Annotated in this window: 27 protein-coding genes; 2 read left to right on the forward strand and 25 right to left on the reverse strand. The window is 33.4% G+C overall.

The annotated features are described in order from the left end of the window. Positions 1-60: 60 nt before the first annotated feature. The 8 genes from BN1075_RS11520 to hflX all read right to left on the reverse strand — a co-directional run bounded on the left by BN1075_RS11520 (position 61) and on the right by hflX (position 7636). On the reverse strand, positions 61-1515 hold the full coding sequence (locus BN1075_RS11520) for a basic amino acid/polyamine antiporter (RefSeq protein WP_040193286.1): 1455 nt from the start codon (positions 1513-1515) through the stop codon (positions 61-63). Positions 1516-1538: 23 nt separating this feature from the next. Beyond that, entirely contained in the window at positions 1539-2306 is a 768-nt protein-coding gene (locus BN1075_RS11525; protein WP_040193287.1) for a dimethylarginine dimethylaminohydrolase family protein, read from the reverse strand. 157 nt (positions 2307-2463) lie between these two features. Then, positions 2464-2661, reverse strand: a complete 198-nt coding sequence (locus BN1075_RS11530; RefSeq protein ID WP_040193289.1) for a hypothetical protein — start codon at positions 2659-2661, stop codon at positions 2464-2466. Positions 2662-2796: 135 nt separating this feature from the next. Continuing rightward, a complete protein-coding gene (locus BN1075_RS11535; RefSeq protein WP_040193291.1) occupies positions 2797-3051 on the reverse strand; it encodes a hypothetical protein in 255 nt (84 codons plus the stop codon). A gap of 264 nt (positions 3052-3315) precedes the next feature. Beyond that, the gene (locus tag BN1075_RS11540) at positions 3316-4050 is read right to left on the reverse strand and encodes a YebC/PmpR family DNA-binding transcriptional regulator (protein WP_040193292.1); all 735 of its coding nucleotides are present in this window, start codon (positions 4048-4050) and stop codon (positions 3316-3318) included. A 97-nt stretch (positions 4051-4147) separates the two neighbouring features. Further along, entirely contained in the window at positions 4148-4795 is a 648-nt protein-coding gene (locus BN1075_RS11545) for a YigZ family protein (RefSeq protein WP_040193294.1), read from the reverse strand. Positions 4796-5052: 257 nt separating this feature from the next. Beyond that, complete coding sequence (locus tag BN1075_RS11550) at positions 5053-5718, reverse strand: HEAT repeat domain-containing protein (RefSeq protein ID WP_040193295.1); 666 nt, start codon at positions 5716-5718, stop codon at positions 5053-5055. Positions 5719-5836: 118 nt separating this feature from the next. Then, a complete protein-coding gene (gene hflX / locus BN1075_RS11555) occupies positions 5837-7636 on the reverse strand; it encodes a GTPase HflX (protein ID WP_040193296.1) in 1800 nt (599 codons plus the stop codon). 271 nt (positions 7637-7907) lie between these two features. On the opposite strand from hflX, the gene hpt reads away from it, so the two are divergent. Then, the gene (hpt, locus tag BN1075_RS11560; RefSeq protein ID WP_040193297.1) at positions 7908-8435 is read left to right on the forward strand and encodes a hypoxanthine phosphoribosyltransferase; all 528 of its coding nucleotides are present in this window, start codon (positions 7908-7910) and stop codon (positions 8433-8435) included. A 159-nt stretch (positions 8436-8594) separates the two neighbouring features. Here the strand turns inward: hpt and BN1075_RS11565 are convergent, their stop codons facing one another. Together BN1075_RS11565 and yunB are read right to left on the reverse strand one after the other, a co-directional pair. Beyond that, positions 8595-9059: a helix-turn-helix domain-containing protein gene (locus tag BN1075_RS11565; protein WP_040193298.1), complete on the reverse strand. Its 465-nt coding sequence runs from the start codon at positions 9057-9059 to the stop codon at positions 8595-8597. A 196-nt stretch (positions 9060-9255) separates the two neighbouring features. Further along, complete coding sequence (gene yunB / locus BN1075_RS11570) at positions 9256-9879, reverse strand: sporulation protein YunB (protein ID WP_040193299.1); 624 nt, start codon at positions 9877-9879, stop codon at positions 9256-9258. A 206-nt stretch (positions 9880-10085) separates the two neighbouring features. On the opposite strand from yunB, the gene BN1075_RS11575 reads away from it, so the two are divergent. Further along, a complete protein-coding gene (locus BN1075_RS11575) occupies positions 10086-12782 on the forward strand; it encodes a transglycosylase domain-containing protein (protein ID WP_081911568.1) in 2697 nt (898 codons plus the stop codon). Between the two features lie 58 nt (positions 12783-12840). Here the strand turns inward: BN1075_RS11575 and spoVAE are convergent, their stop codons facing one another. From spoVAE to wecB, 15 genes are all read right to left on the reverse strand, one after another. Then, the gene (gene spoVAE, locus BN1075_RS11580; RefSeq protein ID WP_040193556.1) at positions 12841-13197 is read right to left on the reverse strand and encodes a stage V sporulation protein AE; all 357 of its coding nucleotides are present in this window, start codon (positions 13195-13197) and stop codon (positions 12841-12843) included. A 16-nt stretch (positions 13198-13213) separates the two neighbouring features. Further along, positions 13214-14233: a stage V sporulation protein AD gene (gene spoVAD / locus BN1075_RS11585; protein WP_040193301.1), complete on the reverse strand. Its 1020-nt coding sequence runs from the start codon at positions 14231-14233 to the stop codon at positions 13214-13216. A gap of 4 nt (positions 14234-14237) precedes the next feature. Beyond that, complete coding sequence (gene spoVAC / locus BN1075_RS11590; RefSeq protein ID WP_040193303.1) at positions 14238-14690, reverse strand: stage V sporulation protein AC; 453 nt, start codon at positions 14688-14690, stop codon at positions 14238-14240. 173 nt (positions 14691-14863) lie between these two features. Continuing rightward, positions 14864-15619, reverse strand: a complete 756-nt coding sequence (gene sigF, locus BN1075_RS11595; protein ID WP_040193304.1) for an RNA polymerase sporulation sigma factor SigF — start codon at positions 15617-15619, stop codon at positions 14864-14866. Between the two features lie 8 nt (positions 15620-15627). Next, positions 15628-16059 carry an anti-sigma F factor gene (gene spoIIAB, locus BN1075_RS11600; RefSeq protein ID WP_040193305.1) on the reverse strand — a complete coding sequence of 144 codons (432 nt, stop codon included), beginning with the start codon at positions 16057-16059 and terminating at the stop codon, positions 15628-15630. 17 nt (positions 16060-16076) lie between these two features. Continuing rightward, positions 16077-16412 carry an anti-sigma F factor antagonist gene (spoIIAA, locus tag BN1075_RS11605; protein WP_040193306.1) on the reverse strand — a complete coding sequence of 112 codons (336 nt, stop codon included), beginning with the start codon at positions 16410-16412 and terminating at the stop codon, positions 16077-16079. Between the two features lie 345 nt (positions 16413-16757). Continuing rightward, positions 16758-17393 (reverse strand): cyclodeaminase/cyclohydrolase family protein, encoded by a 636-nt coding sequence (locus tag BN1075_RS11610; protein ID WP_040193307.1) that lies wholly within the window; start codon positions 17391-17393, stop codon positions 16758-16760. Positions 17394-17425: 32 nt separating this feature from the next. Beyond that, positions 17426-18673, reverse strand: a complete 1248-nt coding sequence (gene hutI / locus BN1075_RS11615; protein WP_197072305.1) for an imidazolonepropionase — start codon at positions 18671-18673, stop codon at positions 17426-17428. A gap of 98 nt (positions 18674-18771) precedes the next feature. Continuing rightward, positions 18772-19668 (reverse strand): glutamate formimidoyltransferase, encoded by an 897-nt coding sequence (gene ftcD, locus BN1075_RS11620; RefSeq protein WP_040193308.1) that lies wholly within the window; start codon positions 19666-19668, stop codon positions 18772-18774. Between the two features lie 35 nt (positions 19669-19703). Next, positions 19704-21227 (reverse strand): histidine ammonia-lyase, encoded by a 1524-nt coding sequence (hutH, locus tag BN1075_RS11625; RefSeq protein ID WP_040193309.1) that lies wholly within the window; start codon positions 21225-21227, stop codon positions 19704-19706. A 230-nt stretch (positions 21228-21457) separates the two neighbouring features. Beyond that, positions 21458-22345, reverse strand: a complete 888-nt coding sequence (locus BN1075_RS11630) for a DMT family transporter (RefSeq protein WP_040193310.1) — start codon at positions 22343-22345, stop codon at positions 21458-21460. Between the two features lie 22 nt (positions 22346-22367). Next, complete coding sequence (locus BN1075_RS11635; RefSeq protein ID WP_040193311.1) at positions 22368-23018, reverse strand: sugar transferase; 651 nt, start codon at positions 23016-23018, stop codon at positions 22368-22370. A gap of 242 nt (positions 23019-23260) precedes the next feature. Beyond that, entirely contained in the window at positions 23261-24430 is a 1170-nt protein-coding gene (locus tag BN1075_RS11640) for a DegT/DnrJ/EryC1/StrS family aminotransferase (RefSeq protein WP_040193312.1), read from the reverse strand. Between the two features lie 12 nt (positions 24431-24442). Continuing rightward, positions 24443-25663 carry a glycosyltransferase family 4 protein gene (locus tag BN1075_RS11645; RefSeq protein ID WP_040193313.1) on the reverse strand — a complete coding sequence of 407 codons (1221 nt, stop codon included), beginning with the start codon at positions 25661-25663 and terminating at the stop codon, positions 24443-24445. 2 nt (positions 25664-25665) lie between these two features. Beyond that, positions 25666-26733 carry a non-hydrolyzing UDP-N-acetylglucosamine 2-epimerase gene (wecB, locus tag BN1075_RS11650; RefSeq protein ID WP_040193314.1) on the reverse strand — a complete coding sequence of 356 codons (1068 nt, stop codon included), beginning with the start codon at positions 26731-26733 and terminating at the stop codon, positions 25666-25668. Positions 26734-26741: the final 8 nt, after the last annotated feature.

Here is a 26741-nt window from a genome sequence, read left to right on the forward strand (position 1 = left end):
AGCTTGCTAACCTTAGCTAGTAAGCTATTTAATTAAGAACGAGGTTTATTTTTATAGTCTTTAGAATGGATTAATAGTGCCGTTGAATATTAAAACAAGAGATACTATAGCAAGCACTACAAGTGCTGCTAAGATAACCTTGTCCTTAGTAGATTCAAAGCATTTTTCCCCCTTCTCCTTCTTAGCTTTTACATAAACAATAGTTCCAGGAGCATATAATATTGCTGTAATTAAAAGGCCTGTTAAACCACTAGCATAAATTAACCAACAACCATAGACTGTTCCTAAAACACCTATAAATCTCGCTAAGTTAATTTCCTTAAAGCTTTGTCCATCAAATCCATCTTTTCTAATCGAAATTAACAAGTAATATAATGCACTTAGAAGATATGGAATCATGATCATACTAGCAGAAATTGTATAAAAAATTTGATAAGTAGATTCATTTAAATAAGTTATTATAAGAAATATTTGAATTATGCCGTTTGTTAAGAATAAAGAATTAACAGGTGCTCCATTCTTATTTTCCTTAGCAAATATTTTTGAAAAAACTCCATTTTTAGCTGCAAGATAAGGACATTCTGATGCAATAATTGTATAGCCTAGAGTTGCCCCTGCCAAAGAAATTATTACACCAAGATTTACTATCGCTGCACCCCAAGGACCAACAACTGATTTCAAAATACCTGCCATCGGTGGATTTCCTAGTTCTGCAAGCTCTGCACGTGGCATAACTCCCATACTAAGTAAAGACACCATAATATATATAGCTAGTACACTTAAAAACGCTGTTATTGTTGCTTTACCAACATCCTTTGAACGCTTAGCTCTTCCAGATATAACTACGGCACCCTCAATACCGATGAAAGCCCATACTGTAGTTCCTGAAGTAGCTTTAACTTGTTCTATAAAAGAAAGCCCCCCTGGCTCTCCCCAGAAGTTCTGCATAAATATACATGGATCAAAAGCTCGCACAAATATAACTGCCACTATAAAAACAAGTATAGGAATAACCTTACTTATTGTGACAACTAAATTAATTCCTGCAGCTTCCTTTACTCCTCTTAAAACTAAATAATTCATAAACCAAATAACAAGCGATGCACAAACAATTGACCAAATATTATTTCCTGAACCAAATATCGGAATAAAATATGATATTGCTGCAAATAAAAGTGTTGCATAGGAAACGTTTGCTAGTAGTGCACTAATCCAGTAACCCCACGCTGAGTTGAATCCAACATAATCTCCCCAACCTTCGTTGGCATAGCTGTAAATTCCACCTATTAAGTGAGGTTTGATTTTGTTTAAGCCGTAGAAACACATAGCTAAAGCCAGCATTCCTATACCACAAATTATCCATCCAACAATTACTGCACCTGTATTAGCTCCGTTAGCTGCCATATCACCTGCAAGACTAAATACTCCACCACCTATAGTGGCACCTATAGCTACTGCTGTAAGCCTTGCAAAGCCTAAACCGTTTGATTTATTTAGGTCGCTGTTATTTAACATTCTAACTCCTCCATATTAAATTATTAAAATCTAAGGGATAGACAACTTAATCCGCCATCAATTTTTCTATACTCTGAAGTATCAACTTCAATTACCTTATACCCAAATGACTCAATAGCCTTTTTAGTAGTGGGATAGCCCTTTGGCACCAAAACTATATCGTTAACCCAAATGCAGTTTGCAGAATAACTATCATCTTCATTTATGACAATTTTGTGAAAATCCTTAAAAATAGGACTTAAAACAAATTCTCCAGCAACTAGAAGATTGTTATTTTCAATATAAGAAAGTCCAGTTTTTAAGTGTAGTACCTCCTTTAAAGGAACTACGGAACCACTTAATCCATATTTCTCTAATATACTAATCATTTGATTAGCTCCATCTACATTAGTTCTTTCAGAAAGACCAATGTAAAAATGATCACCAACCATCATGATATCTCCAGCCTCTATAGTTCCAGGTTCTTTTATATACTCAATATTTTTGAAGAAACCCTTTAAAGCTGTCTGCATATCTTCTTGAAGAACTTCCTTCCGTCTGCTTAAGGCACCTGGTCTCGTAACAATAACACAATGCTTAGTACAAAGAGCTACATCCTCAACAAAACATGAATCTGGAAACTCCTCATTTGCTTCCAATACTGTAACCTCTACACCACACTCCTTAAGTGCTTCAATATAGCTATCATGCTGCCTCAAAGCTAACTCATAATCTGGCTTTCCTAAATCAGCAGTAGTTATTCCATCCACCATAGCTCTACATGGACGTCTTACAATTACATTTTTAAACATTATTTCTCCTTTCATGGATATTGTTTTTCATTTATATAAATATTATCGTTTTCAATATTTATGCCAATATTTTAACGAATATATTTACCTATTTTTTCAAAAATAAAGCTAGCTTTAAAGTCTTTCAATCTTTAAAACCAGCTTTTAACATTAAAAATTATTCGTCAAATCCATCATAATAAGAATCCTGCAGATTATTTAATTTAACGTCTTCCTTTGACTGTTCCACATTTTCCATAGCCTGTAAATCGTCATTCATAAATTGCTGCTCTGGACTTGATGGAATGATAATATCGTTATACATAACAAAGTTATCCCCTTGTATTACCTTATTGCTTTTCTTATCCTTTTCCATAACACGACCTCCTTAAGTGAACATCCAAATCTTTGATTTTACTAAGTCGAATTTACTCCTTCAAACGCATGTGAGAAGGAGTTTCCTTGCACATATTATTCCTATAAGGAAGGTCGCCTATTCTTTTAATTTCTTTTAATTTCTTTCAATTATAATAACTTTCTTTTTGTATGCAACATTAGAATTAAAGTCTTTATTGATTATCATATCTGCATCATTAATTATGTCTTTCACCAAATATAAACCCTTATAAGTTGATGGTTTAACTGTAGGATTAAGCTTAACTAAAGCACAATCATATTCCTTACAGTAAAAATTTATCAAATCCTTCGGATATATTTTACCAATCACAACATCCTTCTCATTTAGTTTTTCGCGCATTAATACCATACTATTCACCTCCTATAATTATATATTCTACATATTCAATATTTATCCTGCATTTATGTTGCACTTTTGTTTTAAATTATATATCATTTTGATATATATATGCTATATAATATAGAAGTGTGAATGATACATTAACATTTATATTAAACTATTTATATATATGATTACTTATCACTAACCTTCATGTTAAAATTAAAATTTTACTTTTTTCTAAAATAAAAGGTATCCCTTTACGAGATACCTTTACATTTTTTTATTTTATTATTAATCTAAGTACTCAGACTCAGCATTGTGATACACGTTTTGAACGTCATCATCGTCCTCAAGCATGTCTAGCATCTTTTGGAATTTCTTAGCTGATTCTTCACCTATTTCAGTGTAGGTGTCTGGAATCATTTTAACTTCTGCTTCTAAAAATTCAATTCCGTTAGCTTCTAAAGCTTCTCTAACTGAACCAAAATCTTCTGGAGTCGTAGTAATAACGAATACTTCATCCTCTGCTGCAAAGTCCTCTGCACCAGCATCTAAAGCCATCATCATTAATTCATCTTCATCTGTTTCATCAGTTTTCTCGATGATGATTTCACCTTTAGTTTGGAACATGAATCCTACGCATCCCATAGTTCCCATGTTTCCGCCACCTTTAGTGAAGGCATATCTAACATTTCCTGCTGTTCTATTCTTGTTATCTGTTAATGCTTCAACGATAACTGCAGTTCCATCAATACCGTAACCTTCATACATAATTGTTTCGTAGTTAACAGCTCCAAGCTCTCCTGAAGCCTTCTTGATTGCTCTTGTAATTGTATCATTAGGCATGTTTGCTGCTTTTGCTTTTGCTATAACGTCTCTAAGCTTAGCATTTGTCTCTGGGTTGGCTCCGCCATTTTTAGCTGCAACCATGATTTCTTTACCTATTTTAGTGAATATTTTTCCTCTTTTAGCATCTGCTTTACCCTTTTTAGCTTGGATATTATGCCACTTAGAATGTCCTGACATATTAACTCCTCCTGTACTCTATATAAATTCTATGCTTTAAACTCAATGCACCTATTATACCATATATTATCTAATAATTTCAAATATACACATGGAATTAGTAAACTCTGAAGTATCTATGCCCCTCTTTAAATAAATATTCCGGATCATCCTCTTCTGTAATAACTTTGCCATTGGTTGCTTCCACGAAGGCCGCAATTACCTTATCCTTTTCTATAACTTCAGCAAACATAAATAGATCCACCTTATCAGTATAAACTGTATCTTCTATGTGCCAGTTATTTGTTCCACACAAATATTGAATCTTTCCTATCAGATCATAGTCCAAAGTAAACTTAAGATATACCCCCTTTACTTTTTCCACTATTCCAGCTTCTTCAACAGCTAGAGCGGCCCCCTTAGAGTAAGCCCTGATTAAGCCTCCCCCTCCAAGTAAGATTCCACCGAAATATCTTGTAACTACCACAGCTACGTCAGTTAAATCATTCTTCTTAATAACCTCTAAAACTGGAATCCCTGCAGTTCCCTGTGGCTCCCCATCATCACTGTATCTTTGAATCCCCTTATTTTCTCCAACTACATAGGCATATACATTATGGGTAGCTTCCTTATGCTGACCTTTTATCTCTGCAACAAAGGCCTTTGCTTCATCTTCAGTAGTAACTCTCTTTATATATCCTATAAATACAGATTTCTTTTCTTGAAATTCAGCCACTGCACTTCCCTTGACAGTAAAATAACTCATTCGTCCACCCCTTTTTTAATTTAGAATTAAGAGTTAAGAATGTAGAATGGGTGAAATTCCTAAGGAATCTCTTTTCTTTTAGTTAATTTTATGATTGCTACAACTCTCAACGCTTAATTGCTCATTTCATTTAAACATTAAATCAAAGTTTCTCCGAACGTAGTGAGAAAAAACACTCTTATTCTTAATTCTACATTCAGACATTCTTAATTAAATATAAAATCTTCTTCTGATATTAATCTTGCTTAACAACAAATTTAATCATGATCTTCATTTACTTGTTTGAAATAGTCTTCACAAGCCTTCTTTATGTATGCTTTATCTGTTCTATTATACAATATTTTTATTTTTTCATCAGCTTCCCTAGAGTTAAGCTTTTGCAATGACTTTACTGAATAGCTGACAACCTGTGGGTTTTTATCATCTAAAGCCCTCATCAATGCCCTTAAAGCTTTAACATCTCCAAGCTTTCCAAGCGCTGAAACTGCCATTCTTCGTATGCTGACATGGTTATTTACCGTTGCCTTAATGAGTAAATCTAAGAAGTTTGAGCTTCTCATTTCTCCCATAACCCAAATGGCAGCTTCCTTATCCTTAAGCTCCATATCCATGTAAGAAGTACATATATAATGAATTAATCTCTCTCTATTTACCGTATCTAATCCATTTAAAACCAATAACCTTTCAGCCTTTGGCACATCCTTTAAGGACATAAAAAGCTCCATTGGTGACTTACTTTTAACTAAATATCTATATTTTATCTTACAGTTTATTATATGCTTTTGAACTGTAGCCCTATCAAGATTTCTTATTTTAGCCACAGCATCAACAGACTTACCTTCTAAGGTTAAAAAATAGCTAATTTCTTCATTAGTATAATTCTCAATAAAATTCCAATCGTACTTAATTAATCCTTTATTCAAACCCTTGTCTCCTAATTCAAAAACTAATGGCTAAGTTTTACCTTAGCCATATTTATTTTATTTTTTATGGAAACTCCTTCTCATATTCATTCGAATGAGTAAATTCGTGTAGACCAAATCAAATATTTGGACACTCAATTATATATTGTGCTGACTTGTTATAAACCTCAGCATCACCTTGCACCACAAGTACAGTTCCTTCTGCTTCATACTCTTCACTTTCTACTAAAGCATTTCTATGTAGGTATGCAACGGCAGCGGAATCACTGTAAGGTACAAGCACCTTAAAGGTTTTTAACTTATATGGAAGTATTTCTGTACATTTTGTTAAAAGCCCATCAAAGTTTAATCTTTCCCTTGCTGAAATTTCAATAATTGTATGGTTACTATACTTCTCTTTTATTGTGTTAATCTGCTCTTCTGTAGCCTTATCAATTTTATTTAGCACCAATATTGTTGGCTTATCCCCTGCACCAAGCTCTCCTAGAACCTCTTCAACTACTTCAATCTGTTTTACTGCAGTATCACTTGATGAATCTACCACATGTAAAAGCAAATCAGCATATACAACTTCCTCTAAGGTTGATTTAAAAGCTTCAACTAAATCGTGTGGAAGCTTACTAATAAACCCAACGGTATCAGTTACAGCAGCTAATCTGTTATCTGGAAGTGACATTGCTCTAGTTGTAATATCTAGGGTAGCAAAAAGCATATCTGCTTCAAATACCTTTTCCTTTACCACTGCTGATTTTGTTGGAGAATAATCACATAAAGCATTTCTTAAGGTTGATTTTCCTGCGTTGGTATATCCAACTATAGAGATCTTTGATAAATTATCCTTATTTCTATTTTCCCTTTGAGTTGCTCTAACATTTTTAATCTTTTCTAACTCTTTATTTAAATCATAGATTGTTTCTCTGATTTTTCTTTTATCGATTTCCAGCTTCTTTTCACCTGGACCTTTACTTCCTATACCTCCACCCATTCTAGAAAGCATAGTTCCAAGTCCGCCGATTCTGCTTAATCTGTATTTAAGCTGTGATAACTCAACCTGAATTTTAGATTCCTTACTTCTTGCTCTTCTTGCAAAGATCTCTAAAATAAGTGTTGTTCTATCTATAACCTTTGCACCAATAGCACCTTCGAGATTTCTAACCTGAGAGCCCGATAATTCTTCATCAAATATTACTACGTTAGCTCTAAGAGATTGTCTAAGATACGCTATTTCTTCAACCTTTCCCTTTCCAATGAAAAATGCTGAATCAACCTTATTTCTCTTTTGAAGCACCTCATGAATTGGAGTAACCTCACAAGCCTTCGTTAATTCCTTAAGCTCTGCAAGACTCTCCTCATCCTCTGTTGAAACTAAAATAGCTCTTTCAGAATTATCCTCTTCAACTCTATTTCCTGTAAAAATATCTTCTATGTACTTTAACTTTTCTAAGAAATTATATTCTACAATCTGTTCAGTACTTAAATCCTTAACCTCATCCTCAACTAAAATGCTATTTTCCACGTCACAGAAGCCAATATCATAAATTAACTCTGTTTCCTTATCTACACCTATTGCAACTATACAATCCAGCTTTAACTTTAAAAGCGCTGAAATATCTAATGCTGATAATCTTGGATTACCGTTTGGATGAGTATGAATTACCCTTACTCCAGATAATCTTCCTTCTCTAGTGTCAATAAGAGGCACCTCAACTGTTGAACTATCTCCAACAGCAACGCTGATTACCTTTCCTTTTCTGTCTATACCAACACTTATTTCCCTTTCGATTTCTAAAGTTGCTTCCTTTAATAGTTTTGCAAGCTCCTCAGTTAAAATCTCTGATTTTTGAAACTGCATGTCATATATAGACTCAAGCTTATTTAATATAAAATTTTTAACTCCATCTGTATTTCCATTTATCATTATCTTCATCTCCCTGACAGTTTTATTTAAAGAAACTACTTCTCATATTCATTGGAATAATATTCTTCCTAAGTATATTCAAGTAACTAAATCAAATTTTTAGACTTTTACTTAAGTTTTCCTTAACCAAATCATAGATTTGGAGGCTTACATAGAGTAATGGCTTTAATTTAGGGATTTCAGTTTCTACCTATTTTATACTATTGACAATTTTAACTTAATTTTATACTATGAACTCATTAATGTAAATATAAATTGAGGTGTGATTACAATGGAAGGTAAACAAAGAAATATTCTCTTTTCAAGAGAAGAAATCAGCGAAGCTGTTGCAAAAGTAGGTAAAGAAATTTCAAAAGATTATGAAGGAAAGCAAGTTTATGTACTTTCACTATTAAGAGGAAGCTTCATATTTGCTGCAGATTTAGTTAGAGAAATGACAGTACCAACAGTTGTCGGATTTATGACAACATCAAGTTATGGACACGGAGAGGAAAGCACTGGTGTATGCAAAATAGTTCAAGACGTACCTGATAACATAGAAGGAATGGACGTTTTAGTAGTAGACGATATAGTTGATAGCGGAATAACTATGAAATTTGTAGTTGACCATGTTAAATCTCTAGGAGCTAAAAGTGTTAAATGCTGTACTCTTTTAGATAAACCTGAAAGAAGAAAAGTTGATATAACTCCAGATTACTGCTGTTATACAATTCCAGATTTATTCGTAGTAGGATACGGATTAAACTACGGAGATTTATATAGAAATATTCCATATATCTTCAACTGGGAATCTAAATAATTTATAATTTGAAATTATTTTTATTTATATAAAAAATGAACTCTTATAGAGTTCATTTTTTGCTTTGCTTAATAAATTTTCACAGAAGTTAATTAACGCTTTTAGAATTAACTAGGAAAAAGCATTATTCATTTCAAATTCATATGTCTATCTTATTATCTAATCCTTTGATGTATTTGTGTTGGTATTATATTTAAGATTAATAATAATTACTATTGCAGTTGCTATTGCAAGCTCACTTAATATTACACCTGGATTCCATACTTCAAAATAGACTTTACCAATAATATATATCGCAGCTGTAATTAAATATGTTGCAATGCTACTTAATATAAGTAATCTTACTCTTTCATTTTTTCTTTCTTTTTCCATTAGCTCTTTTTGTTGTTTCTCTAATATTTCTGTTCTAATTGATATTTCATCTATTTCAGATGATTTCAAAAGATAATCTATAGAAACATTAAATATTTCACTTAACTCAATTAATTTTTCTGTTTCTGGAATTGATTGGCCATTTTCCCATTTAGATATACTTTGTCTAGATACATTAAGTTTCTCTGCCAAATCTTCTTGAGACAGATTATGTGATTTCCTTAATTTTAAAATTTTTTCTGATATGTTCATTTTCTATTCCTCCTCAATATTTATACTAAAATCTTATCAAAACTGTGAATTACATACTATCAATCTTACTGTATTTTTTGTCAACCACTAGTTGCATCTTTGTATATATCAGTATTCTATCAGACTTTATGTTACTTAAAAATAAAATTCTTACCTTAATCTTAATTCTAAATTAAAGACTCCAAAATCATAAATATTACCTATTTAACTGTATAGCCGTATTTGGCACCTTCCCAACAATTATTGTTTCAACAATTGGAATTTGATTTACAACTTCTAACTCACTGCTTTGAAAAGGTAAAATTAATTTAACTTTTGTGGTTGCTTCTACGTATATAGTATGTCTAGTTTGATTTATCCCTGCTGAATCAAATTGTGAAATGTACTTAGTTGTTATACTTCCTATTGGATGAACCTTAACTGTAACTTTTGGTCCGTAGTTTGCTAAAAGATTATTTTTTGTTATATGTCCTATTGGTATCTTCACATCTACTTTGTCAATTTTTTCAAGAGCAGCTTGAGCTTTTAAAACCGTTGATGTGGCAATTTCATTAAGCTTTAAGGTATCCGCAGTCATCATTGTTATATTTCCTTCAGAATCTTTTTCTGTAACCATGATTTCATCATAATTAAATTTCTTTGAATACTCATCTAAAATTGTTTTATTCATTAGCTCTGTTACCTTTGCCCGCATAGTTGCATCGCAAGTAACCATAACTCTTGGCATAATAACATCATCTAAAGTGTATACGAAGGTAACTATTCCCCCCATTAACAAGATGACTATTACTGCAAATTTAATCTTAATAGATAATTTCATAGTATTACTCCTTTTCAAATCTGGTATAATGTTAATAAATGTATATTTTTTAATGTTTAATTATTAGATAAAAATTAAATTGAGCTTAAAAGTTAATACTATATATATGTTGAAAATTACCATTAAAGAATACTATGTTGTATTTATAACCTAATATAAGTTATAATATATTGATGGAAGTATATTTAAATCATAAGGAGGAGAATATGGGAGAAAATAAAAATTCAGATAAAACAACAAAGAAATCAGACCCTAATGATAAAAATAAAGAATCAAAAAATAAAAAATCCCCGAAAAATAAACCTAAGAAAGTTAAAAAGAAAAAGAATATAGTTTTTAAGGTTATATATATAACTCTTTTATTGCTGATTGTAGCAAGTATCGCTGCAGGATTCGGTGTAGTTGGACACCTTATTAGCAAAGCACCTGAGCTTGATGTTAACTTAATCATGAATAATGGTGAAACAACCCTTATATATGATGATAAAGGTGAAGAAATCGATGAATACAAATCTCCTGAAAAGAGAATTTCCGTCAAATTTGCTGATGCACCTCAATACTTAAAGGATGCCTTTGTTTCCATAGAAGACCAAAGGTTCTATGAGCACGAAGGAATTGATATTAGAAGACTTGGAGGAGCAATCATTCAAGACGTAAAAATTATCCTTGGTTTATCTAACGCAGAGATTCAAGGAGCTTCTACAATCACCCAACAACTTGTTAAGTATAAATACTTCCTAGTTAGCTCTATGCAAGACAGAACAAGTATAGAGAGGAAAATCCAAGAAATTTATATGGCTATAAATTTAGAAAAAGAACTGTCAAAAGATCAGATTCTTGAAGCATATATGAATACTATTCTTTTAGGTGGTAATGCTTATGGTATTGAAGCTGCTGCAAATATGTATTTTAATTTATCGGTTGGTGACCTAACCTTAAAACAATGTGCATTCCTTGCAAGTGCTGCCCAAAATCCATATTTATCTTACACAAATTCATTAGCTGCTTTTGAGCAAGGTATAGCTTTTGATTCACCTAGAACAAGTTTAGTTTTAGGTAAAATGCTAGAGCTTGGAAAGATATCTCAAGCTGAATATGACGAAGCAATGGCAGAACCATTAACCTTTACCTTTACTGATGTGGGCTCAAACGTAATGAATTATGAATGGTTCTCTAGACCAGTTGTTAAACAAGTAGCCGCCGACTTAATGGACACTTATGGTTACACAGAGACTGAAGCTTATGACAAAATCAGCTACGGTGGCCTTAGAATTTATACAACAATGGATAAACAATTACAGGATTCTGTTCAACAAATAATGAATGACTTCCTTTCTGCTTACCCAGGAGTTCAAGCAGGAGGAGCAATCGTAGATTATGTTAATGGTCAAACAAAAGCTTTAATTGGTGGTGTTGGTGAACATCCAGCAATGTCTTACAATCGAGCAATTTCTGTAGGAAATGACGGTCAAACCTTCCTACGTGCTTTTGGTTCTAGTATAAAACCACTTACAGTTTACGGACCTGCCATTGACAGTCAAATTCTTACTGCTGGTTCAGTATTCGTTGACGGACCTCTTCCAAGAGATGTAGGTTCAAAATATACATCTGATGGAAGCACTTATAGTCCTACTAACCTTCCAAACAGATATGATGGTTATATAACTGTTCGTGAAGCTATTAGACAATCTAAAAATACAACAGCAGTTTCTATCGTAGATAAAATAGGGTTATCAACTTCTGTTGCTTATGCTGAAAAATTTGGCTTAAGCATCAGTGAAAGTAATAAAACAAGTATCTCCGCTCTTGCCCTTGGAGAAATTGATGGTACCACTCCTCATGAGATGGCTCAAGCCTTTGGTGCCTTTGGAAATCAAGGTGTAATGAACGAAGCTAAAATCTACACAAAAGTAACTGATAAAGATGGTAAGGTTCTACTTGAGCCTCAAGGTGAAGCAACTCAAGTTTTATCTCCACAAGCAGCTTACATCACTTACGATATGATGAAGGAATCAATCGCATATACAGGTCCTAGTGCTATCTTCGGTGGTATGGAGGTTAGAGGTAAAACAGGTACATCTGAAGACTTCAGAAACCTTACTTTTGCTGGATTAACACCATATTTCTCTGGAGCAATCTGGATTGGATATGATGATAACAGTCCTCTACCTGGTCCTGACTATAATGCTGGTCTTTTAGGACTTCATAACAGTGATAGGTCAGCAGCTCTATGGGGGCAAATGATGAAATCAGCCCATGAAGGACTTGAGTATAAAGAACTTGAACAACCAGGTGGTATTTCTTATGTTTCTATTTCTAAGGATTCAGGAACTCTACCTACTGAACTTACAAGCAGAGATCCTAGAGGAAACAGAATATATACTGAAATGTTCATTAATGGAACTCAGCCTACAACCTTAGATAATGTTCACGTTGAACTTGAGGTTGTTAAAGTTGGTGAAGGAGACAATGCTAAATACTACTTCCCATCTGATAAAACACCTAAGGATAAAATTGAGAAGGTAGTATTTATCACTCGTGATAAAAATAGATATCCTACTGTAATGACAGATAGTAAATATCTAGCTCCTGATCCTGGTGATAAAGATCCAACAGAGTATAAAGAAGAAGAAAAACCTAAAGATGAGGAAAATAAAGATCCAAACAAGCCTGAGAAACCAGAAAAACCTGAAAAACCTGAGAAACCTGAAAATCCAGGTGGAGGCAATGGTAATGGTACCGATGGTGAAACAGGTGGTGACAATGGAGATGGCGAAGGTGAAGATGAAAGTACTGGTCAGGGTAATAGTACTGGTAACGGTGCAAACTCTAATGGTGCAACTACCTACCATATCCCATCTTATAGATTTTCAATGTATGACTTTATAAAAATGTTTGGTTAAAACTGTTTAAATAAAAAAGACTTTTCTAGGTAAACTAGAAAAGTCTTTTTTATTTTTATTACATTTTAGATTTAGAGTTAAATATTACAGACATTAAATATCCAAATACAATTGCTGCAGCAATTCCAGCTGAAGCTGATTTAACGCCGCCTGTTATTACTCCCAGAAGACCTATTCTATCAACCTCTTCCATTACTCCCTTTGCTAGAGTGAACCCAAAGCCAGGTAATGGAACCCTTGCTCCTGACAATCCAAACTTTTCAATTTTCTCATAAATACCAAAAGCTTGAAGCACTACTCCACTTACAACAAAAATAACAAGTATTCTAGCTGGAGTTAATTTTGTTGTATCCATTAAGATTTGTCCTATAACACAAATAATTCCTCCTACCAGAAAAACCTTTGCAAAATCCATCCACATATTCTCCATACTACTCACCTCCACACTCAATGGCAATAGCATGTGCTATAGCTGGAATACTCTCTCCTTGCAGGCTTGAAATAGCACTCAAAAGTGCTCCTGTTGCAATTAATAAAACTCTTTTATACTTTCCACATACTAATCCTTTATAAATCATACTGCTCATTACTGTTGCACAGCAGCCAGCTCCGCTTCCTCCCGAATTAGTTGCTTGAACTTGATCATCAAAGATTTCATCTCCACAATCAATATAATTTGAAGATATATCATATCCATACTCTTTCAATAAATCTATAGTTATCTGCTTTCCAATTGCACCCAAATCACCAGATACGATTAAATCATAATCACTTGGTTTTCTTCCTGTATCTTCAAAATGCTGTTTTATGGTATCAACCGCTGCTGGGCTCATAGCTGCTCCCATCTCATTTGGATCAGTTATACCATAATCCTTTACTTTTCCAATGGTAATATGAGTTACATAAGGTGCTTTATTTCCCTTACTCGATAAAACCACAGCACCACACCCCGTAACTGTCCATTGTGAAGCAGGTGATCTCTGACTTCCCATTTCTAGTGGTGCCCTGTATTGACGCTCTGCTGTTGAAAAGTGTGAAGATACTACTACAAGCATATTATCTCCAAAGCCGCCTTCAAGACACATGGACGCCATAGAAATACCTTCTATAAAGGTTGAGCATGCTCCATAGAGACCTAAAAATGGAATATTAACTTCACGTGCCATAAAACAAGATGGCATTAACTGGTTGATTAAGTCTCCAGAAAACATATATGAAATGTCTTTTTCTTTGAGATTCACACTAGATAATACCTGTCTCGCAGCTTTTAGCTGCATTTGAGTTTCAGCTGCTTCAAAGGTTTTGCATCCACAAGTATCATCTTCAAGAACTTCATCAAAAAAACTTTTTAAAGGTCCCTTTCCCTCCTTAGGACCAACAATACTATATGTGCCTAGAATTCTAGGCTTACTTGTTAACTCTGCTGTTTGTGTTCCCATTCTTCTTGCCATATAATTACCACCTAAAGATATAATATATTAATCCTAATATTACTGATGAACTAATGCTATACACTAATACAGGTCCTGCTATTATAAACATCTTAGCAGCTACCCCAAATATATATCCCTCTTTTTTAAATTCAATAGAAGGAGAAACTATAGAATTTGCAAATCCCGTTATCGGAACCACTGATCCAGCTCCTGCATAATCTCCAATCTTGTCATATATCCCAATTCCTGTTAACAGTGCTCCAAGAAAAATCATTATAATTGTTTCCCAGTTTACAGCCTGTATTCTATCGAGACCAGTATATTGAAGAATCTTAAATATAACTTCTCCAATGACACAGATTAATCCGCCCGTCCAAAACGCCCTAAAACAATTTCTAAAAATATTTGGCTTTGGCTTGGTATCTTCATAAAGAGTTTGAAACTTATCTTTAATTTTCTTTTCCTTAACCTTCATACGTACTCCTCCTTTATAATTTTCATTGTTTTGCATTAGTAAAAGCAATAATACTTAGTATCTGCAAAACCTAAAAAATTAAACAAAACACAAGCAAAAGAACTTTAAAGATAAAAAAATAAAGGAACTCCACCAGGAGTTCCTTCCATAATTCTAAATTCTAAATTCTAAATTTAACCTGTAAGTCTATCTTTCATTATCTTAAGAACCTTTTTCTCAATTCTCGAAACCTGAACCTGACTTATGCCAAGCATCTTTGCAACTTGTATTTGCGTTTTATCCTTAAAATACCGCAGCAAGATAATCTGCCTTGATTTCACATCTAAAGTAGAAAGTGCTTCTTTAAGTGCTATTTTATCGATAACGTCATTATCTTCTTCAAAATCTTCACTAAGTTTATCTATAAGCAATACCGGTGCACCATCATCTTGGTGAATTGTATCATATAAATATTGAAGACTATTAGCAGATTCTAATGCTGTTAAAATATCCTCTTTATCGACCTTAGAATATTCTGATAATTCCTCAAGGGTTGGTTCCCTTCCCAATATCTTTGTTAATGCATCCTTATCATAATGGAGTTTACGAGCTGTATTTTTTACACTCCGGCTCACCTTTATCATTCCATCATCTCTTAAAAACCTTTTTATTTCCCCTATAATCATAGGCACTGCATAAGTAGAAAACTTCACATTAAAACTATCATCGAAATTATTTATAGCTTTTACTAAGCCTATACATCCAATTTGAAAAATATCATCATATTCATAGCCTCTATTGAGGAACTTCTTGCTAATTGATGATACAAGCGGAAGATTCATCTCTGTTAGTAGGTCTAGTGCAAGATTATCTCCCGCTTTAGCTTTTCTTATAAGCTCTTTATTATCATCATAATTATACCCATTGCTTCTATGAACTTTATCACTCATATTGTCACCTACACTACTGAGTTAAAAACTTTCTTCATTATAACTGTTGTTCCAACACCTACTTCAGATACAACCTTTAATTCATCCATGAAAGTTTCCATAACAGTAAATCCCATCCCTGATCTTTCTAAATCAGGTCTAGAAGTATAAAGCGGCTGTCTTGCTACATCCACATTGTCAATTCCTTTCCCTTCATCAATTACCTTAACCTCTAACACGTTGCCGATAATTGATGCTTCAAGCTTTACAACCTGTTCTTCACTTTCTTCTCCATATCCGTGAATTATAGCATTAGTAACAGCTTCAGACACAGCAGTTTTGATATCACTAATCTCATCTAGGGTTGGGTCAAGCTGTGCAGCAAAAGCAGAAATAACAACTCTGGCAAAGCTTTCATTTCTTGATAAGCTAGTAAATTCAACTTTCATTTTATTCTCCATAAACTTCAAATCCTCCCCTAAGCATTCTTTAGTGCTTCTTCTACATCATCATATATTGAAATTATTTTAAACATCCCTGATAATTCAAATATTCTCTTTACAGCAGGTCTAACATTTGTGATACAAACCTTGCCGCCTCTTAAAGACATCTTCTTATATCTTCCTATTACAGCTCCAATTCCTGAACTATCCATAAAATTTACACCTTCAAAGTTAAAGATAAGAGTCTTATAGCTGTGATTATCTAAAATATCATCTACTCTAATTCTAACTTCCTCTGCATTATGATGATCAAGTTCACCTACTAAGGCAACTACAACCTTATCGTCCAAAGGCTCAAATCTAAGTATCATATACGTCCCTCCAACCTATTATATATATTACCAATTTTTCCATTTAGAATACTAAATCCATTATACACCATCTTTTAATTTTGTTACAGTTTTTCCCAAGATTTCTTTTAGAAATTTAAGTCATATTGCGACTTTTTCATATAGTGATCCCCACATTCTCTTTTCCTTCTACATTATTAATCCTCTAAGATAAAAAAATAAAGACCTAGCTTTTAAATAAAGCCAGGTCTTTTCTAATAAAAGTTCAAATCAAATTTAGAACAACTAGATGCAAAATAAAACCAAAGAAATTCCACCGTACTTTCTCCAACTATTCTAAATTCTAAATTCTAAATTCTAAATATATTAAATATGCTCATTTACTACATCAAGGATCTCTTTTTGTAATCTTACACCATCTTCACTTATAACTTTAATTTCTTCTCTTAAAGCTGTTGTAAATTCTTCATCTTTTATTGAGCCAAGATTAATTTTAACATTCATTATAGCTCCTTCAATAGTCGCTTGTGCAAGTAAAGCTGCTACTCCTGCATCAGAAATAGCATTTTTATTACCATGATCAATAGCAATCTCTATAATTTCATATATATCATAAGCTTTTCTAGCAACCTCTAATGGTACATTTGTTGCAGCCTTATAAGCCTCTTGAATTACTTCACTTCTTGCTGCCTTTTCCTCTTCTGTTTCCTTTGGCATCTTAAACGCAGCCATAAGCTTATTAAAAACCTGTGTATCTTCATTCATAAGCCTTAAGAAATCATCTTTTAAATCATTAGCCTTTACTAATCCAGCATCAACTGAAGCTCTTTCTTCATCACCTAAAGCTAAATAAGCCTTCTTTCCTACTGTTAAGTTAAATACCATTGAAGTTAATGCAGCTCCAAGGGATCCACAAAGGGCAGCAACACTTCCTCCACCTGGTGCTGGTGAATTTGAAGCAAGTTCATTTATAAACTCATTTACATGCATTTTATCTAACATAATTCATCCTCCTAATACTAAACTTTATTTAATTATAAATTACTAACTACTATCTTACCATCTTTTATTACTGTGTCTATAGCATTGATACCGAAATGATAGATTAAATAATTTAAATTTGGACTATTAAATATTGCTATATCAGCCCTCTTACCAACTTCAATAGATCCAATTTCTTTTTCCCTATTTATTGCACTAGCTGCATTAATTGTCATGGCATTAATAACTTCCGCTGGCAACATTCTCATTCCAAAACATGCAAAGGTCATTACAGTTTGAAGAGATTCTGTTGGTGAAGTGCCTGGATTGCAATCTGTAGCTAAAGCTACAGCAACCCCAGCATCAATCATATCTCTAGCTCTTGCAAATTTTCCAACCATTAAATAAAAGGCTGTTGAAGGTAATAGAACTGCGACAACATTATTATCACTTAATGCCTTAATTCCTTTATCTGAAGCAGCAATTAAATGCTCAGCTGAAATACATTTCAGCTTTCCAGCCAGCTCTGCTCCTCCAATAGATTCAACTTCATCTCCATGAAGCTTTAACTTAAAGCCATGCTCTTCTCCAGCCTTAAGTATTTTCTCCGTTTCCTCAGTTGAAAACACTCCTTCTTCACAGAAGCAATCTATAAATTCAGCTAAATTCTCCTCTGCAACTTTAGGAATCATCTCATTAATTAAGGTATCTATAAACCCTTCTCTATTTCCCTTAAATTCTGGAGGAATAGCATGTGCTCCCATAAAGGTGGATACTATATCAACCTCATGCTCTTCATTTAAAATTTGATTTACCTTTAAAAGCTTTCTTTCTGTCTCTAAATCAAGTCCATAGCCTGATTTACTCTCAACAGTAGTAGTTCCATGCCTTAACATTAAATCTAAGCGCTTCTTACTAGCCTCAACTAAACTCTCTATTGAAGCTGCACGGGTATTTCTAACTGTACTTAAGATTCCACCACCACTATTTAATATTTCAATATATCCAACCTTATTCAATTTCATAGGAAGCTCATTCTCTCTGCTTCCTGCATAAACAAGGTGTGTATGAGGATCTACAAGTCCTGGAGTCACTGTTTTGCCTCTTCCATCTATAACCTTAGAATATTCCTTTAAATATTCTAAATAGCCCTCACCGCTGCCAATGGCTTTAATCTTACCATTTTCAATAACTACATACCCATTTTCTATGATGCCTGCATCCTTCATTGCAGCCCCTGCTTTTCTTCCTTGTCCTGCACAGGTTACCAAGCAATCTATATTTTTTATAATTATATACATAGTTTGTTCCCCCTATATAGCTATAAAACTAGAGGTAGTCACAAGCTCAAACTTCCTGAAAAATCATTCAATTTAAGCTATGACCACCATCATTAATTTTATTCGCTTATCCTCTTTTCAAGAACTTGATTCATAGAGAAATTCTCTATTTGAAGATAATATTCTGCAGAGCTTATTAAAGCCGCCATTGGAACAAGCCCGATCACTTCACTGCCTATAACAGGAACTCCATATCGTTTAGCTTCCATTTTAACCATCTCAAAGGCTCTGTAAACTGCAGTCTTCTCATAATTTACTAAGTTCATTGAAACTTGAACTATGTTTCTATCTTCTAATTTAACACCCATAGCCTTAACAAATCTTAGACCTCCACCGATATGTCTAACTGTTTTAGCAATAGTGTCTGCTATTTGTATATTATCTGTACCTAAGTTTACATTGAAAGCAACCAATGGCTGTCTAGCACCAACTGCCACACATCCACCTTGTACATTTACTTCAGATGGACCGTAATCCGGTGCCCAGTCAGCTTCCTTTATTTTATTGAAGAAACCTTCATATTGTCCTTTTCTAACTGCTGCTAAATTTTCTCTATGAATAGCTGTTGCAGCCTTTTCATAAAGATATACAGGTATATTGAAACGCTCTCCTATAGTTTTTCCCACTCTGTTAGCCATCTCAACACATTCCTCCATTGTAACCCCATCTATAGGTACAAATGGAACAACGTCTAAAGCTCCCATTCTTGGATGTCCGCCTGAATGCTTGCTCATATCTATATTTTCATATACCTTTTCAGCCATATTAATAATTGTAGCTTCTAATGCTTCTGGTTCCCCAACCACAGTAACAACTGTTCTATTATGATCAGCATCACTTGAGTAATCAAGAAGTTTTACACCTTGAACTCCTCTAAAAACATTAACTACTGCTTCGACCTTTTCTAAATCTCTTCCCTCGCTAAAGTTTGGTATACATTCAATTATTCTTCCCATGATAAACCCTCCTATTTTGAGTAAACTTAATTATACTATAGATTTATTTTTACCTTTTCTTCAACAGCTTCTGCTAATGCTCCGCTGCGAACAAGGTCTGTTACCTTATCAATTTCCTTATACATAACAACATCATTGTCTATAAAATTAATTTTTTCTCTTACTCTACTGTATGCCACCTTACTTCCTGTACCTAAAACATAATCATTTCTAAAATCTATTGCCTGACAAGCCGCTAGAACTTCAGTAGCTAAAACTCTCTCGGCATTTCTTATAATATCTCTCGCTTTCCTTGCAGCTATTGTTCCCATACTAACATGGTCCTCTTGATTTGCAGAGGATGGAATTGAATCAACACTTGCAGGATGAGCTAAAATCTTATTTTCAGATACTAAAGCTGCTGCTGCATATTGAGTAATCATAAAGCCTGAATTCAAGCCTCCATGCTTAACTAAAAATGCTGGCAAATCATTTAATTGATAATTTATTAATCTTTCCAGTCTTCTTTCAGAAACGTTAGCAAGCTCACTCATGGCAATACCTAAAAAGTCAAAAGCTAAAGCCATAGGCTGTCCATGGAAGTTTCCTCCTGAAATTACATCTCCCTCTTCTGTTACAATTGGATTATCTGTAACAGCATTGATTTCTATTTCCACCTTATGCATTACATAATTTAATGCATCTTTAGATGCACCATGAATTTGTGGAATACATCTCAGGGTATACGCATCCTGAACTCTTATTTCACCTTGAGCTGTAATTAAAGAGCTTCCATCAACTAGTGCCAGAATATTCTTTGCTGTAGCTAGCTGACCTTCATGAGGTCTTATACTGTGTGTTCTTATATCAAAGGCATCTTTAACTCCTCTTAAAGCCTCTACCGTAAGTGCCGCTGCTATATCCGCACTCTTAACCAAGTTTATTCCATCCCATAGTGCCAATGCCCCTATAGCTGTCATAACCTGTGTTCCATTAATTAAAGCTAAACCTTCTTTTGCTATTAATTCTATTGTTGGAATTCCAGCAGCTTCCATGGCTGCTTTTCCACTAAGTATTTCCCCTTTATATTCAGCTTCTCCCTCTCCAATCATTGGAAGTACCATGTGGGATAATGGAGCTAAATCTCCTGAAGCTCCTAAGGATCCCTTTTCTGGAATGCTTGGATGAACTCTTTTATTTAACATCGCTATTAAGGTTTTAACTGTAGATAACCTAATTCCTGAATATCCTTTTGAAAGAGCATTTGCTCTTAGCAAAATAATTGCCCTTACTATATCCGAATCTAACCTATTTCCAAAACCACAAGAGTGAGATATGATAAGATTTCTTTGTAGTGTTTTGCAGTCTTCTCCTGAAATTGAAACATCTGAGAATTTTCCAAAGCCTGTTGTTATTCCATAAATAACTTTATCTTCAGCAACAATCTTATCCACAATCTCTCTAGATTTATTAATTCTTGCTTCTGCTTCTGGACTAATTTCAACCTCATAATTATTTCTTGCTACATTGATTACATCTTGCAATGTCAGGTCATTTCCATTGATGATTACTTTATTCATGAACATGTCCCCCTTCGTCAAAACTAAATGAGTAGATACTCCTTAAAAGTATATAAAATAACTTTTCATAATATAGTATAAAATATATTATTTTATCTTTCACCGTTAAATTTGAATATTCTGTCTTTTATTATCGTTTTTACTTGCGTAAACCTTTACTCTCTATTTAAACTATAGTACATAGAATAAAAACCTGCAATAGTTTTCTATTACAGGTTATCATATTTTTGCTATTTTTTTACTTCTTCTTTAGCCAATATTAGCATTGAAGCTATTACTAAAATGGTTCCTATAATAATTTTAACTGATATAACCTCATCTAATATAATTACTCCAAGTACTAAAGATACAATTGGCTCTAAAGCTGAAAAAACTGCCGCATTTGTTGATCCTATAATTTTAACTCCCTTTAAAAACAACATAAGAGCTGCAACAGTTGAAACTACTGCTATTATCAAAATGATAAAAATTGCACTTAAAGCTATAGGCTTATTAAAACTATTGGTGGCTAGTCCAATAACACCACCCATAATAGCTGTAATGCAAGCTAAATAAAAAGTTACAATATAGTTATTAAGCTCCTTTACTTCTTTGTTTGCCCCACCCAAACAATAAATAGCATAACCTAAGGCTGCAAAAAGTACCAGAATTATACCAAATGCACTGATATGAACTCCACTTTGTACCTCAACCATGATTGTTATTCCTACAAACGTCATTAATACGCACATAATCTTTTTTATTTTTATCTTTTCTTTATAAAATATAATAGATAAAATCATAACCATTATAGGATATGAATAAAGAATTATTCCTGCAATGCCAACATCCACATATTTATAAGCAAAAAATACTAATATCGCTGTGAGAGAATATCCACAGGCTCCCATTAAGAATATGATTTTCCCTTGCTTTAAATTAATCCTAAGTGATATTTTTTTAATTTTGATATACACTAAAAGAATAAGCGAAGCAAATGTAAACCTTAACAGTAAAGTGTTCATAGGATTTGCTCCACCCCTGTATGCTAATTTAACTAATACAGGCATAACTCCAAAACCAATAGAAGATAATATAACATAAAATATTCCTATTAGCTTATTTCCCTCATTATTCAATTTTGTCCCCCCTCAAAAATGCTTAAAATGCTCCCTCTTTTTTAAATACCTTAAACACTGTATCTACTAATATTTTAACATCAAATCCGATAGAAAAGTTATTAATATATGTTAAATCATAAAATATAGTCTTTCCTAACTCAATTTCACCTCTCCCTTTAATCTGTGCAAGACCTGTTATCCCTGGTAAAACTAATAATCTTTGATAATAAGCTTTAGGATAATACTGAACCACCTCTGGTATTTCTGGCCTTGGCCCAACTAAGCTCATTGTTCCAAATAATACATTAAACAATTGAGGTAATTCATCTAAGCTGCTGCTTCTTAAAAACTTACCAACCTTAGTAATTCTACTGTCAGACTTACTCTGAAATACAAAGGCGTCCATATTCTCAGGATCAATATTCAACGTTCTTTTCTCTTCGGCTGAAACTTCCATAGTTCTAAATTTAAAGATAATAAAGTTTTTTTCATTTCTACCAACTCTAATTTGTTTAAAGATAACTGGACCCTTACTGTCTAGTTTTATTGCTATTGCAACTATTAAATATACTGGTGATAATACTATGATTCCAATAAAAGACAAAATAATATCTGATATTCTCTTTATGAAAAATTGTATTTTTTTATTTTGGATTTTTTCTTTAACATCTATCTCTATGCTTTTTTCCACCTTTGTTCCTCCTAATTGATTTATCTATCTCTTTATCTATCTTTCTCTCTATTATTCCCCTTAAATTTCTTCATGTTTAATGACTTTTTCTCTTATTAATCTTGTCACCCTGAGCTTATAATATTCACTTAAGTAAAAAAATAAAGGACTATATTTTTACAAATACAATCCTTCTCGACTATTTATCTAAAAAGCAAGTTTCATTAGTTAAATCAACGCTTTTCAGCATTACTGTTATATTCTTATTTATGATTATTACTTATTATGTAAGTAACTGTTCCAATAACATCCGCGACATCATCATTAGTCATCTTTGGATAAAGAGGTAACGACACTATAGAATCAAAATATTTTTCTGTAAGTGGAAGGTCACCTTCCTTAAACCCATAATTATTTCTATAGTAACTCATTAAATGAACAGGTATAAAATGCACACTAATTCCAATATTAGCTTCATTCATCAATTCAATGAATCTATCTCTATCTATTGTCAGCTTATCAAGTTCTAATCTTAGCACGTATAAGTGCCAAGAGTGAGTGGTATAAGACCTTACAACTGGTATCTTTACACCATCAACTTTACTAAAAGCATCATTGTATGCACTTACAATTTCTTTTCTTCTATTCTGCATTTCATTTAATTTATTCATTTGAGTCTTCGCTAAAGCTGCTTGAATATCAAACATATTATATTTAAAGCCTGGATATTCTATATCATATCTCCAAGATCCACTTTTACCGTATCTGTTCCATGCAGCTTTACTCATACCGTGAAGTGACATAACTCTGGCTTTTTCTGCTATATCATCCCTATTAGTTGTAAGCATCCCCCCTTCACCTGTACATATATTTTTAGTTGCATAAAAACTGAAGCAGGCACAATCTCCTTTTTTACCAATTAAGTCACCTTTGTAAAAGGTCTCAACGGCATGAGCTGCATCCTCTGACACAAAAAGATTGTACTTCTCTGCTATTGTTCTGATTTTGTCCATATCACAAGCATGACCTGTATAATGTACTGGAACAATTGCTTTAGTTTTTTTAGTAATTTTTTCTTCAATTTTATCTGCATCAATACAGCCTGTTTCTGGATCTATATCCACAAACACTGGTATCGCCCCCATGTGTACAATTGTATTAACCGTTGCAGCAAATGTCATTGATGTGGTTATTACTTCATCTCCTGGTTTAATTCCCGCTGCAATAAGTGCAATATGAAGTGCTGCAGTAGCAGAATTCATTGCTATGGCATGCTTTGCTCCAACATAAGCTGCAAATCTTTTCTCAAACTCCATGGTCTTAGGTCCTTTTGCAACCCATCCAGATTTCAAAGTATCAACCACTTCATTTATATCATTTTCATCAATTAATGGAATAGCATAAGGTAAAAAAGTATCCCGCTTCTTATACATATCCTTCACTCCCTACTTTAAATCCAATAGAATCTTTTCTAATCTTCGAGTAATAGCTTCTCTAGAAAAATACTTCATAACATAGTCTCTTCCATTCCGTCCTAGTTCTTCTCTTAAGTCCCTATCTTCATATAACTTTAAAACAGCCCGTGCAATAGACTTTTCATTTTCAGGCTCAACCACAATTCCTGCCTTGGCATTTTTAATTAGTTCCTCTGCTTCCCCCTCAACTGCAAGAACAATAGGCAGTTCTGATGCTAATGCCTCAAACATTTTTGAAGGCAATGCTCCTTTAAATAAATCTAGTTTTTTTAAAGGTACTACCGTAGCATCCATAGATGCAATTATCTGTGGCATATCCTTCTTGCTCTGTATTGGTAAAAAGGTTACATTCTCAAGTTTTTTCTCTTTAACCAACTCCACAAGCATTGGTTTTTCTGGACCTTCACCAATGAATACAAACTGTATCCCCTTCTCAGTCCTTAAAAGCTCTGCTGCACTTATTACAACTTCCAGCCCTTGAGCTAGACCATGAATTCCAGCATAAACCACTGCAAATTTATCATTAACTCCAATAATCTCCCTATATTCCTGCGAACGCTTCTCTCTTTTGAAAAATTCAGTATCAACTCCATTAGTAATAAGATGAATCTTTCTTTTATCAAAGCCGCGATTCACAATATTATCAACAATGCCTTGAGTCTGACAAGTAACTGCAGCTGCCTTCTTATAGCAAAACTCCTCAAGCCATATGGATGCCCTTATCATAGCTTCATTATGAAGTACATCTAGCTTTACAGCTGACTCCGGCCATAAATCTGATACATTAAAAACAAACTTTGCCTTTTTGAGCTTTGCTAAAACATATCCTGACCATCCTAAAAATAAAGGTGGTGATTCTGTGATAATAAAGTCCTGTCTTCCTATGTGTCTTGTTCCTTGAGCTACACTAGTCCAAGTAAATGAAAGATAATTTCGAAGTCTTTTGGTAAAATCCTTACTCTTAGTTGCATATATTCCAGTTCTTACGATGTTTATTCCATCAAGATTCTCTGTCACTATTTTCTTCCCTCTATATTCCTCAAAAATTTCACCCCTTGGATAATTCGGCATAGCTGTTAAAATTGTAACCTCATGTCCAAAGCTCTTTAACTGTTTGGCAAATTCAAATATTCTATTTTGAGGTGCACCCACCTCTGGAGGGCAATATTGGGTTAAAAATAATATTTTCATGATTACCTCCCAATTCTTTCGCTTTCGATTATTTCACAAATTTTTTCTGAAGAAGTTCCATCTCCAAAAATATCTTTTTGCTGCATCTTAGGCTCAAAACCAATAATTGCATTTAATATTTTCTTCTTATCAGTTCCCACAATTCTATTCCAATCGTTGTCTACAGTTTCAACCCATTCTGTCTCATCTCTCATAGTTATACATGGCTTTTGCATAAAAAATGCTTCCTTCTGTACTCCGCCACTGTCTGTTACAATTTTTATACAGCTTCTTTCTAATGAAAGCATATCCAAATAACCTATAGGACTAATTACCTTAATATTGCTATTGAAAGTTAACCCATAATCCTGAATATACTTTTTAGTCCTTGGATGCAATGGAAGAATCACAATCCTTCCACATTCATTTAAAGCGTCAATTATATTTTGTAACCTACAAATATCATTTGTATTTTCAGCTCTATGAATAGTAGTTAAAATATATTCTTGATTTTTAATTCCAAGCTCCTCTATGATATTGCTTTTTTTCTTTGCAACCTCACCAAAATGCAGCACTGCATCAAACATTACGTCTCCAGAATTATAAACATTATTGACGATTCCTTCGTTGCTTAAATTTTTTACCGCTATTTCTGTTGGTGCAAAAAGTAATGAGGACAAGTGATCTGTTATTATCCTGTTTTGTTCTTCTGGCATGGATTTATTAAAGCTTCTAAGACCAGCCTCCACATGAATAACTGGAATAAGCATTTTACTTCCTACTAATGCTCCAGCTAAAGTTGAATTTGTATCACCATAAACTAATACCAATTCTGGCTTTTCTTTTTCGTATATTTCCTCAAGTTTTATTAACATCTCTCCAGTCTGCTTTCCATGGCCTCCAGAACCAACTGAAAGATTATAGTCTGGGTATGGAATATCAAGTTCATCAAAGAATATCTTTGACATATTTTCATCATAATGCTGTCCTGTATGAATCAATATCTCTTGATTTTTTTTCCTCAACTTATTTGAAACTGCCGCAGCCTTTATAAATTGAGGTCTTGCTCCAATGACCGTTATTATCTTCATTTAATATT

This window comes from Clostridium culturomicium, from assembly GCF_000821305.1.
Taxonomy (GTDB): domain Bacteria; phylum Bacillota; class Clostridia; order Clostridiales; family Clostridiaceae; genus Clostridium_J; species Clostridium_J culturomicium.